This is a genomic window from Streptomyces sp. 8K308, assembly GCF_004348315.1.
GTDB lineage: Bacteria > Actinomycetota > Actinomycetes > Streptomycetales > Streptomycetaceae > Streptomyces.
Genome location: NZ_SMKC01000057.1, coordinates 17202 through 28315, shown reverse-complemented (window position 1 = coordinate 28315; position 11114 = coordinate 17202). Strand labels below are relative to the sequence as shown.

The 11114-nt window shown below is 73.0% G+C and carries 9 protein-coding genes and 1 pseudogene; 5 read left to right on the top strand and 5 right to left on the bottom strand.

The genetic code is table 11. The features are described 5' to 3' along the window. The 4 genes and pseudogenes from E1265_RS36970 to E1265_RS11615 all read left to right on the top strand — a co-directional run. Positions 1–223, top strand: a pseudogene (locus E1265_RS36970) (ATP-binding protein); the annotation flags it as partial. 91 nt (positions 224–314) lie between these two features. Continuing rightward, positions 315–764 (top strand): roadblock/LC7 domain-containing protein, encoded by a 450-nt coding sequence (locus E1265_RS11625; RefSeq protein WP_132930205.1) that lies wholly within the window; start codon positions 315–317, stop codon positions 762–764. Between the two features lie 5 nt (positions 765–769). Next, positions 770–1195, top strand: a complete 426-nt coding sequence (locus E1265_RS11620; RefSeq protein WP_132930204.1) for a DUF742 domain-containing protein — start codon at positions 770–772, stop codon at positions 1193–1195. Then, the gene (locus E1265_RS11615; protein WP_132930201.1) at positions 1173–1814 is read left to right on the top strand and encodes an ATP/GTP-binding protein; all 642 of its coding nucleotides are present in this window, start codon (positions 1173–1175) and stop codon (positions 1812–1814) included. The genes E1265_RS11620 and E1265_RS11615 overlap by 23 nt, the downstream gene beginning before the upstream one ends. 7 nt (positions 1815–1821) lie before the next feature. Here the strand turns inward: E1265_RS11615 and metG are convergent, their stop codons facing one another. The 5 genes from metG to E1265_RS11590 form a co-directional block, all read right to left on the bottom strand. Next, positions 1822–3546 (bottom strand): methionine--tRNA ligase, encoded by a 1725-nt coding sequence (metG, locus tag E1265_RS11610; protein WP_132930200.1) that lies wholly within the window; start codon positions 3544–3546, stop codon positions 1822–1824. A gap of 141 nt (positions 3547–3687) precedes the next feature. Then, positions 3688–5838, bottom strand: a complete 2151-nt coding sequence (locus tag E1265_RS11605) for an EAL domain-containing protein (RefSeq protein WP_207931045.1) — start codon at positions 5836–5838, stop codon at positions 3688–3690. Then, positions 5835–6647, bottom strand: a complete 813-nt coding sequence (locus tag E1265_RS11600; RefSeq protein ID WP_132930199.1) for an SAM-dependent methyltransferase — start codon at positions 6645–6647, stop codon at positions 5835–5837. Before E1265_RS11600 ends, E1265_RS11605 begins: the two co-directional genes overlap by 4 nt. A 200-nt stretch (positions 6648–6847) precedes the next feature. Beyond that, a complete protein-coding gene (locus tag E1265_RS11595) occupies positions 6848–8095 on the bottom strand; it encodes a transglycosylase family protein (protein WP_132930198.1) in 1248 nt (415 codons plus the stop codon). A 209-nt stretch (positions 8096–8304) separates the two neighbouring features. Continuing rightward, the gene (locus tag E1265_RS11590; protein ID WP_132930197.1) at positions 8305–9198 is read right to left on the bottom strand and encodes a phosphatase PAP2 family protein; all 894 of its coding nucleotides are present in this window, start codon (positions 9196–9198) and stop codon (positions 8305–8307) included. Between the two features lie 178 nt (positions 9199–9376). Between E1265_RS11590 and E1265_RS11585 the strand changes: the two genes are divergently transcribed. Beyond that, positions 9377–11092 carry an acyltransferase gene (locus E1265_RS11585; RefSeq protein ID WP_132930196.1) on the top strand — a complete coding sequence of 572 codons (1716 nt, stop codon included), beginning with the start codon at positions 9377–9379 and terminating at the stop codon, positions 11090–11092. Positions 11093–11114 lie beyond the last annotated feature (22 nt).

Below are 11114 nucleotides of genomic sequence, written 5' to 3'. Positions count from 1 at the left end.
GGCCGTGCCGGCCGGCGTCCCCGCCGTCCAACTCGCAGCCTCCGAGGCCAGGCCGCCCCTGCCACGCCGCCAGCGTCAGCAACACCTGGTGCCCCAGCTCCGCGACACGCCCCCGACCACGCCCGGCGCCTTCGACCAGCCGGTGGCCCGCGTCGACCCCGGCCTGATGGCCGCATTCCGACGCGGCGCCCGCCTCGCTGACGAGCCGGAGGACCTGGCCTGACCGGCCGGCCCACGCGCCACCCCGTCCCACGTACGAGCCGACCACACCCCAACCGAGCCTGCTGACCGAGGAGATCAAGGCGACCATGACCATGGAGAGCGACGTGCCTTTCGGCCGGCAGGCCGACGTGTCCTGGCTGCTGACCGGTCTGGTCGAGCGGGTCCCGCACGCCCGCAGCGCCCTGTTGCTGTCCGCCGACGGCCTGGTCAAGGCCGAGCACGGCCTGGAACCGCGCACTGCCGACCAGGTGGCCGCCCTGGCCGCCGGCCTGTACTCGCTGGCCAGGAGCGCCGCGACCCTCCCGCAGGTGCCGTCGGCGACCGACCCCGGCGTCTGGGAGGGCGGCGGCGAGGTCCGCCAGGTGGTGGTCCAGCTGGCCGGCGCGCTGCTGTCCGTCTGCGCCGCCGGGCAGGGTGCCTGTCTCGCCGTCCTCACCGGGCCGGAAGCCGACCCGGCCGTCCTCGGCTACGAGATGGCCCTGCTGGTGAAGAGCGTCCGGGCTTTCCTCACCACTCCGGCGCGGCAGCGGGCAGCCCGTTGACCGCCATCCGGACGCCCGACACCGGCACGGACGCCGCTCCCGGTGCCGCCGTCGAACCACCGCACGAGCTGCCCTGGTTCGACGAGAGCGCCGGCCGGCTGATCCGCCCCTTCACCGCCTGCGGCGGCCGCACCAGGCCCACGGTCCGCCTCGACCTGCTGACCCTGGTGGTGGCCACCGGGCGGCCCATACGCCGCCGGCTCGGCCCCGAGCACGCCCAGGTGCTCCGGATGTGCGCCGGTCAGGGCCCGACCCCGGTGGCCGAGATCGCCGCCCAGGTGCGGCTGCCGGTCGCCGTCACCAAGGTGCTGCTCGCCGACCTGTGCGAGCTCGGCGCCGTGACCGTCAACTCGCCCGTGCCCGTGGGCTGTTCCCTGACCGACCGAGACCTGCTGGAGGCGGTGTTGCATGGACTCCGCGCACGCCTGTGACCCCTTTCCCGCCGCTGCCTTTCCCACCGCCGTCAAGATCCTGGTCGCCGGCGGCTTCGGCGTGGGCAAGACGACGCTGGTCGGCGCCGTCAGCGAGATCGAGCCGCTGTGCACCGAGGAGCTGCTCACCCAGGCGGGCGTCGGCACCGACAGCCTGGAGGGCGTGGAGCGCAAGCACACCACCACGGTCGCCATGGACTTCGGCCGCATCACCCTGGACGACAGGCACGTGCTCTACCTGTTCGGCACGCCGGGCCAGGAGCGGTTCTGGTTCATGTGGGACGAGCTGTGCCAGGGCGCGCTCGGCGCCGTGGTGCTGGTCGACACCCGCCGCCTCGAAGCCGGCTTCCCCGCCGTGGACTTCTTCGAGCGGCGCGGCCTCGGCTTCGTCGTCGCGGTCAACCAGTTCGACCAGGCGCTGTGCTATCCGTCCGAGGAGATCAGGGCCGCCATGGACCTGCGGCCCGAGGTGCCGGTGGTGCGCTGCGACGCCCGCAAGTCGGCCTCGGCCACCCAGGTCCTCGTCGCCCTGGTCCAGCACCTGATCGAGGCGAGAGACGGCGGGCGGGCGACCGACAGGGAACACCACCCCGGCCGGTCGCCCGCCGCGCACACGTAGCGGGGCCTCAGCCCTCCTGGCCGCCGAAACGCTCCGTGAAGGACTCGAGGTCATCCTCGGTGATCTTGGCGAACAGCACCGGCGGCACGGTGAACGCGGTGCCGGCCCCGATGGCGCTCAGCGCCCTGGCCTCCTCGGCGCTCACCCACGCGGCCGCGGCCGCCTCGGGAGCGTCGAAGACCGCCCGCAGCGCCTGGGCGGTGAACGGGATGATCGGCTCGGAGACCACCGCGTAGAGGTGGATCAGGTTCATCGCGGTGCGCAGCGTCAGGGCCGCCGCGTCCTGGTCGGTCTTGATCTCGAGCCAGGGCGCCTTCTCCTCCAGGTAGGCGTTGCCCGCGCTCCACAGCGCGCGCAGCGCGAAGGCCGCCTTGCGGAACTGCAGCGCCTCCAGGTGCTCCTCGTACTCGGCGAGCAGCCTGGCGACCTCGTCGCCGAGCCGCCGCTCCGCGTCGCCCGCCTCGTGGCCGGCCGGCACCTGGTCGCCGAAGCGCTTGCGGGAGAAGGACAGCACCCGGTTCACGAAGTTACCCAGGGTGTCGGCGAGGTCCTTGTTGACCACCGAGGAGAACAGCTCCCAGGAGAACGAGGCGTCGTCCGACTCGGGGGCGCCCGCCATCAGGAAGTAGCGCCAGTAGTCGGCGGGCAGCAGTTCGAGCGCCGCGTCCGCGAAGATGCCGCGGTTCTGCGAGGTGGAGAACTTGCCGCCGTAGTACGTCAGCCAGTTGAACGCCTTGACGTAGTCGACCTTCTTCCACGGCTCCCTGGTGCCCAGCTGGGTGGCCGGGAACATCACGGTGTGGAAGGGCACGTTGTCCTTGGCCATGAACTCCGTGTACCGCACGGACTCGTCGGCCTCGAACCACCAGGACCGCCAGTCGCGGGACTCGCTGTCGCCGGCCGCGTCGGCCCACTCCTTGGTGGCGCCGATGTAGCCGATCGGGGCGTCGAACCAGACGTAGAACACCTTGCCCTCGGCCGCCAGGTCGGGCCAGACGTCGGCCGGGACGGGCACACCCCACTCCAGGTCGCGGGTGATCGACCGGTCGAGCAGGCCCTCGGTCAGCCACTTGCGGGCGATGGACGAGGCCAGCGTCGGCCACTCCTTGCCGTGCGCCTCGACGAACGCCGCCACCTCGCCCTCCAGCTTCGACTGGAGCAGGAACAGGTGCTTGGTCTCCCGGACCTCGAGGTCCGTCGACCCGCTCACCGCCGAGCGGGCCTCGAGCAGGTCGGTCGGGTCGAGCACCCGGGTGCAGTTCTCGCACTGGTCGCCGCGGGCCGCCGCGTAGCCGCAGTACGGGCAGGTGCCCACGATGTACCGGTCGGGCAGGAAGCGGCCGTCGGTGAGCGAGTAGACCTGGCGGGTGGTCCGCTCCTCGATGAAGCCGTTCTCCTTGAGACGGCGGGCGAAGTGCTGGGTGATCTCGATGTTCTGCTGGGACGAGGTACGGCCGAAGTAGTCGAATTCCAGGCCGAACCCGTCGTAGACGGCCTTCTGCGCGTCGTGCTGCTGGGCGCAGAACTCGGCGACCGGCAGCCCCGCGGCCTTGGCCGCCAGCTCGGCCGGGGTGCCGTGCTCGTCGGTGGCGCAGATGTAGAGGACGTCGTGGCCGCGCTGGCGCAGGTACCGGGCGTAGACGTCGGCCGGGAGCATCGAGCCGACCATGTTCCCCAGGTGCTTGATCCCGTTGATGTAGGGCAGCGCACTGGTGATGAGGTGTCGGGCCATCCTCGGATGCTCCAATGAGTGAGGTAACGCGCAGTGATTCAAGTCACGGACGGTGACGGGTCACTGTGAGTGGACGTCACTCATCCTACCGAGCCGCACCGGGCCCGCTCACCGGCGTTTCGCCGGTCCTCACCCCGGCGATCACACCGCCTCCGGCAGCCGCTCCGGCGGGCCGGGCCGCGCGTAGTACCAGCCCTGAGCCGAGTCGCAGCCGAGCTCGCGCAGCTGATCGGCCTGGGTGGAGGTCTCCACGCCCTCCACGGTCACCGAGAGCTGGAGCGTGTGGGCGAGCGAGACGATGCCCTCGACGATCTTCAGGTCGACCGGGTCGGCGGGGGCGCGCTGCAGCCCCTGCGTGAACGACCGGTCGAGCTTGAGGGTGCTCGCCGGCAGCCGGCGCAGGTTGGCCAGGTTCGAGTAGCCGGTGCCGAAGTCATCGAGGGCGATGCCCACGCCCAGCTCGGCCAGCTGCCGCAGCGGCCGCAGCTCGTTCTCGTCGGCCCTGATCATGGCCGTCTCGGTGACCTCGAGGCAGAGCGAGCTCGGCGGCAGGCCCGCCTCCTCGAGCACCGCGATCGTGTCCTCGACCAGCTCGGGGTGGTGCAGCTGGCGGGGCGAGAGGTTGACGTTGACCTTCAGCGGCCTGGCGCCCCCTATGCCCCGCACCTGCCACTGGCAGGCCTGCCGCACCGCCTCCCGCAGCACCCAGCGCCCGAGCGGCACGATCAGCCCCGTGTGCTCGGCGAGCGGGATGAACCGGTCGGGGCCGAGCACCCCGTGCCGCGGGTGGCTCCAACGGACCAGCGCCTCGGCGCCCTCCAGGCTGCCGTCCCGCATCTTGACCAGCGGCTGGTACTCGATGAAGAACTCGGCCCCGCGCAGCGCGGCCGGCAGGTGGTGGGTGAGGTGGTGCCGGCTGATGGCCCGTGCGTCGGAGTCCGGGTCGGCCAGCGCGAACCGGTTGCCGCCCTCGGCCTTGGCCCGGTACATCGTGATGTCCGCGCTGCGCAGCACCTCGGCCGCGGTGAGATCGCGCGTGGACCCCTCGACCACGCCGATGCTGGCCCGCACCATCAGCTCGCGGCCGCCGATCTCCACCGGCGAGGCCAGCGCCTCGAGGGCGCGCTCGGCGAGCTCGGTCACGGCGCGCGGCGTCGGCGGGTCGATGACCAGGGCGACGAACTCGTCGCCGCCTATCCTGGCGAGCATCTGGCCCGTGCCGGCGGCGCAGGACTGCAGCCGCTCGGCAACGGCGATCAGCAGCTGGTCGCCGACGGCGTGTCCGAGGCTGTCGTTGACCGCCTTGAAGCCGTCCAGGTCGAGGTAGCACAGGCCGACGCGGGAGCAGCCCGAGCCCGGGGCGATGGCCTGCTCGAGGCGCTCGAAGAACAGCGAGCGGTTCGGCAGGTCGGTGAGCGCGTCGTGGGTGGCCTGGTAGCGCAGCCGCAGGTGCAGCAGCCGCCGCTCCGAGATGTCCTCCATCATCGTCATCATGTAGCGCGGCTCGCCGTCGGCGTCGCGCAGCAGGGAGACCGTCAGATTGGTCCACAGCACCGTGCCGTCGGCGCGGGCGTAGGACTTCTCGACCTGGTAGTGCTCGCGCTGGCCGCGCATCAGTTCGCGCTGCATCCGCCAGACGTCGGGGGAGTCCTCCGGGTGCGTCAGGTCGAGCAGGTTGCGGCTGCGGACGTGGTGCGCCGAGCCGCCGAACATCCGCGTCAGCGCGTCATTGACGTTGAGGATGCTGCCGGTCATGTCGGCGATGGCGATGCCGAGCGCCGCGTCGTTGAAGACCGCGCGGAAGCGGGTCTCGCTCTCGTGCAGCGCCTCCGCGATCTCGGTCTGGGCGGCGATCGCGGCGCGGGAGAGCGCCTCCTGCTCGGTGCGGGTCCGCTCCTGGAGGGCGCCGGCGAAGCCCGCGGCGATCGCGTGCTGGAGCCTGGCGCAGCGGTTGCGGGCCTCGTCGGGGGCGAGCGCGGTGGGGTCGGCGCAGTAGAGGACGAGGTAGGCGTCGATCACGCCGAGCACCCGAGGCAGCGAGTCGGGCGCGGTGCAGTGCGCGGCCACCAGCGCCTGGCCCACGGCGCGCGCCGGCGTGGGGTCGAAGGGGCGGCCGTGCAGGGCGGTGGCCAACTCGGTGGCCAGGCCGGTGAGCAGGTCCTCGAACTCCGCCCTGGTCATCGACGTGGCGGTGACCGGGAAGACGGCGCGGCACAGGATCCTGGCGAAACGACGCGGCCCGTCGAGCGGCTCGTTGGCGAGGTCGGCGGGTTCCGAAGGCGAGGCGGTCACGCTCTGCGTCCTACTCCCGCGTATCCGGCATAGACGACCGGGTCCTCGTCCTCGACGGACGCCTCGGGGCGCCAGTCGGGCAGCGGCACGACCCCGGGCTCGACCAGCTCGAAGCCCTCGAAGAACGCGGCGACCTCGCCCCTGGTGCGCATCACCAGGGTGGCGCCGCCCCTGCGGTAGACCTCGCCGAGCCGGTTGCCGCGCTCGCGCGTGCCGGGCAGGCTCTCGGTGGCCGCGTGGCTGACCACGAGCAGGCTGCCGGGCGGCAGCAGGTCGCGCAGCGTCGCGACGTGCTCGTGCGGCTTGGCCTCGTCGTCGAAGAAGTGCAGCACGGCGACGAGCAGCAGCGCGACCGGCCGGTCGAGGTCGAGCAGGCGGCGGGCGGTCTCGCTGCCCACGATGCCCAGCGGGTCGCGGAAGTCGGCGGCCAGCACGTCGGCGCGTTCCTCGTCCGCGAGCACCGCCCGGCTGTGCGCGACGGCCACCGGATCGTTGTCCACGTACAGCACCCGCGCCTCGTCGCTGGTGGCCAGGGCTATCTCGTGCACATTCCCGAAGGTGGGAATGCCGGAGCCGATGTCGAGAAACTGGGTGACGCCCTCGGAAATCGCGAAGCGCACGGCGCGGCGCATGAAGGCGCGATTCGCCTGCATGATCTTGGGGAGCCCGGGAAACGCCTCCATCGCCGCTCGGGCGGCCACCCGGTCGGCCTCGAAATTGTGCGAACCGCCCAGGTAGTAGTCGTACATCCGGGAAACGCTCGGTACCGAAAGATCGATACCGTGCGGCGCCCAGGCGGGTCGTTCCATCGGCGTCTCCAATGTCCCCTGCATATGCACGAATTGGCCCCGACGGTCGAGGGTACTGACTTCGCGCCAGGCGAGGGAAGGAAACCCGGGGGTGACATCGCTCCCCCGGGGGGTTACCGCGCCATCTGTCCCGATAGGTCGGCCCGCCGGGCGATGGCATCAAGCCAGCCGGCGGCCGATTCGGGCCGCCCGGATTCGTGTCACACGGTGACGCCGTGCTCCCTGAGATAGGCGAGCGGGTCGATGTCGGTGCCGAAAGCCTGGCCGGTGCGGATCTCGAAGTGCAGGTGCGGCCCCGAGGAGTTCCCCGTGGATCCTGAGCGGCCGACGCGCTGGCCACTGCCCACCGGCTGCCCCGCGGAGACGGAGATCGCGGAGAGGTGCGCGTACTGGCTGAACCTGCCGTCCGGGTGACGGACGATCACCTCGTAGCCGAAGGAGCCGGCCCAGCCGGCCGAGACCACCTCGCCGGCGGCCACCGACCTGACCGTGGTTCCGGTGGCGACGGGGAAGTCGACGCCGGTGTGGTAGCCGCGGGACCAGGAACTGCCGGTCGCGTGGTAGGCGGTGCCGGTGCCGGCGTCGACCGGCGCGGTGTAGGCGGCCTCGGCCGGCCGCTCCTCGCGCTCGCCCTGCGGCTCCTCGGCGGGCTCCTCCCGGGCCTCGGTCTCCTGGGCCCGCTCCTCCTCGGCTTCCTCGGCCTCCTCGGGCGCCGGCTCGGCCGCCGCCGGCTCCTCCTCGGCCTCGGGCTCGGCATCGGGCGTCGGCTCGGCGCGCCGCTCCTCGGCCGGCGCGTCGCCGGGGTGCAGCGCCAGCCGCTGCCCGGGGAAGATCAGGTCGGGGTCGCCGCCGATGGTGGCGCGGTTGAGCTCGTAGAGCGACTGCCAGCCGCCACTGACCTGGTGGCTGGTGGCGATGCCGAACAGCGTGTCGCCGCGCACCACCTCGTACCGGTCGGCCTGGTCCACGTCCTCCTCGGCCGGCGCGGCCGCGGGGATCGCCTGCGCCACGGGCTCGGCCTCGACCACCGGCTCGGCCTCGGGCCGGGGGGACACGTCGGGCGTCACGCCGTCCACGGTGAGCCTGGCCACGGTCGAGCAGTGCGGCCAGGCGCTCGGGCCCTGACCGGCCAGCACCTCCTCGGCGACCGCGATCTGCTGGTCCCTGGTGGCCTGGTCGGCCCGGGCAGCGTAGGCGCCGCCGCCGTACGCCTCCCAGGTGCTCTGCTGGAACTGGAGGCCGCCGTAGAACCCGTTGCCCGTGTTGATGTCCCAGTCGCCGCCGCTCTCGCACTCGGCGACGCGCTCCCAGGTGTCGACCGACGCCGCCGACGAGGCGGCCGCGGTGATCAGAGGTAACGCGAGCCCGGCCCCGGAGGCGGTGACCGTGAGCGAGGCGCGCGACACGGCGTTGGGCCGGTAACGGCGGTGACGTCCACGTGTGGTCATTGGGCTGATCCCTCCCCGAGCCGACTGCTCCATCGCCCGTCAGATTATGGCTTGATCACGGGAGTTGTCCGGCGGACCAACGATATGGGTGCCGATCCGGCGCGACAAGGGAGCAGGGGTGGCATGGCGGGGCTCACGGGGACACGAGGTGCCGGTGCGTCGTCCGGCCGCCGCCCGCGCCCCCGCCCGGGGCGCGCGAGCGGCGCGGGTCAGCCGTCCCGGCGGGCGAGGGCGCTCGGATCGTGGTTTCGCTCGGCGCCCGCGCCGCTCGGCGCACGGTCGGCGCCGACGTCCCGGGCCGCGACGCCCGGGCCGTCCGCGCTCACCGTGCCCCGGCCGGTCGGCGCGGGCGCGCGGGCGGGGAGACGAGGCGGCCGCAGCACGGCCAGTACGACGGCGAGTATGGTGCCCGCCACCAGGCCGTCGAGCCAGTAGTGGTGGCCGGTGCCGACGACCGCCACGACCGTGATCAGCGGGTGCAGCAGCCACAGCCAGCGCAGCCGGCCGCGCCCCACGACGATCAGCGCGATGGCGATGAACAGCGCCCAACCGACGTGCAGCGAGGGCATGGCGGCGAACTGGTTGGCCATCGAGTCGGCCTCCGGCTTGCCGTAGACCGCGGGCCCGTACACCACGCCGGTGTCCATCATCCCGGACGGCCGGAAGAGGCGCGGTGGCGCGAGCGGGAACAGCAGGTGCAGCACGAGCGCGGCGCCGGTCAGCCAGGTCAACACCCACCGCGCCCACACGAAGTGGCCGGGCCGCCGCCAGTACATCCATATGAGGAAGAGCACGATGGCGGGGAAGTGCACCATCGCGTAGTACACGTTGATGAAGCGGATCACCACCTCGCTGTGCAGCAGCAGGTCCTGCACGGCCTTCTCGCCGGGGAGCCACAGGGCGCGCTCCGCCCGCCACACCAGGTCGGCGTTGGCGAACGCCTCGCCGAACTGGCCGTTGGCCGCCCGTCTGCCGAACTTGTAGGCCAGATAGAGGAAGACGATGAGCGGCAGCTCACGGACGAGCGGTGGCCGCTGGGGTCGCCGCGCGCCCTCGGCGGGGCGCGGGGCGAGGACTCGCTTCAGCACATCGGTGCTCGGCATAGGCAGTATTCCCGAATGGCAGGGCGGTCGGACCGCGGTCAGGAAACGGCAAGGGGCCTTTCGGCCCCCCTCGTTTCGATCTTCACTACTCCGCACAGGTTACGGGGGCACGGCCATCCCTACCCGGGATAGTGCGAACATCATCCGGATTAGTTAGGCGACACCAGGGAGCCACACCATGAACGCCCAGGACGATCGGGTCCCCCAGGACGGACGCTTCGACTACTGCCCCTGGCTCTTCGACAAGGAGGCCACCCCGGAGCAGCGGGCGGCGCAACTCGCCCACCAGCGGCGGTTCGCCGCCACCACCGGCGCGGAGATCGGCGAACGCTGCTACCTCTCGCCGCTCGCCGCTCTCCACCCCGACCGCTTCCGGCTCGGCGACGACTCCTACGTCGCAGCCCACGCCTATCTCACCGGCGACATCAGCGCCGGCGCCGACTGCACCTTCAACCCGTTCACGACCGTGCGCGGCACCGTCACCCTGGGCGAGGCGGTCCGCATCGGCGCCCACACCTCGCTCCTCGGCTTCAACCACTCCACGGCGCCCGACCGCCGCATCCACCGCCAGGCAACCACCAGCCGCGGCATCACCGTCGGGGACGACGTGTGGATCGGCTCGCACGTGGTGATCCTCGACGGGGTCACCATCGGCGACCACTGCGTGATAGGCGCCGGCGCCGTCGTCACCCGCGACGTGCCGGACTGGGCCATGGTGGCCGGCAACCCGGCCCGGTTCATCCGCGACCGCCGCGACACCAGCCGGCGGCCCGCGCACCGCACGGCGGGCACCGAGCGGTCGCGTCGGGGCGGCGACCTCGACGCGCGCCTCGCCGACTTCGCCGCGGCCGCCCGCGACCAGGCGCCCGCCCTGCTGGCCCGCGCCTGGGACGGCGAGCGCTACGCGGACCGACCCGGCGCCGCCCCCACCGTCCGCGCGCACTGCGACGCCGTCGAGATCGCCGACCTGCTGCTCGGCGCGCCCCCCGCCCAACTGCCGGCCGCCGCCCACGCCGAGCGGCTGCGCGCCGCCCAGGACCCGGCCACCGGCCTGGTGCCGGAGATCGGCGCCACCCTGCCGGCCGCCGCCGCGGACGGCCTGGTGGACGACGGGGCCGCCCTCTACCACGTGCTGTCCGTCGGCTACGCGCTGCGGCTGCTCGACGCCGCCCCCGCGCACCCCGTGCACGGCGTCGCCGGCCTGACGCCCCGACAGCTGACCGACCGGCTCGACCGGCTGCCCTGGGCCGAGCGGGCCTGGCACGCCGGCAGCTGGATCGACTCCTTCGCCACGGCGGCCCTGTGGAACCTGGAACTCGGCGCGGAACCGGCCGCGCCCGGCACCCTTGAGGCCCTGTTCGGCTGGCTGCTCACCCGCGTCGACCCGTGGACCGGGATGTGGGGCCGCCCGGCGCCGGGCAGCGGGCGGCTCCAGGTCGTCAACGGCTACTACCGGCTCACCCGCGGCTCCTTCGCCCAGTTCGGCGTGCCCGTCCCGCACCCGGGGCGGGTGGTCGACACCGTGCTCGACCACGCCCGCGACCCGCGCTACTTCGGCGGCGAACGGGAGAACGCCTGCAACGTGCTTGACGTGGCCCACCCGCTGTGGCTCGCCAGCCGCCAGACCGGGCACCGCGCCGCCGAGGCCCATGCCTGGGCCGAGGACCAGCTCGACCGGGCGCTCGGCCGCTGGCGTGAGGGGCGCGGTTTCGGCTTCGGACCGGCCCCCGAGTCCACCGGGCCCGGCCGCGAACCGGGCCTGCAGGGCACCGAGATGTGGCTCGCCATCCTCTGGCTGCTCGCCGACCTCACCGGCCGCTCCGACCTGCTCGGCTACCGGCCGCGCGGCGTGCACCGCCCCGAGCCGGCCCGCGCCCTGACCACGCCGGTCTGACCCGCCGACCCCGGAGGCGGCG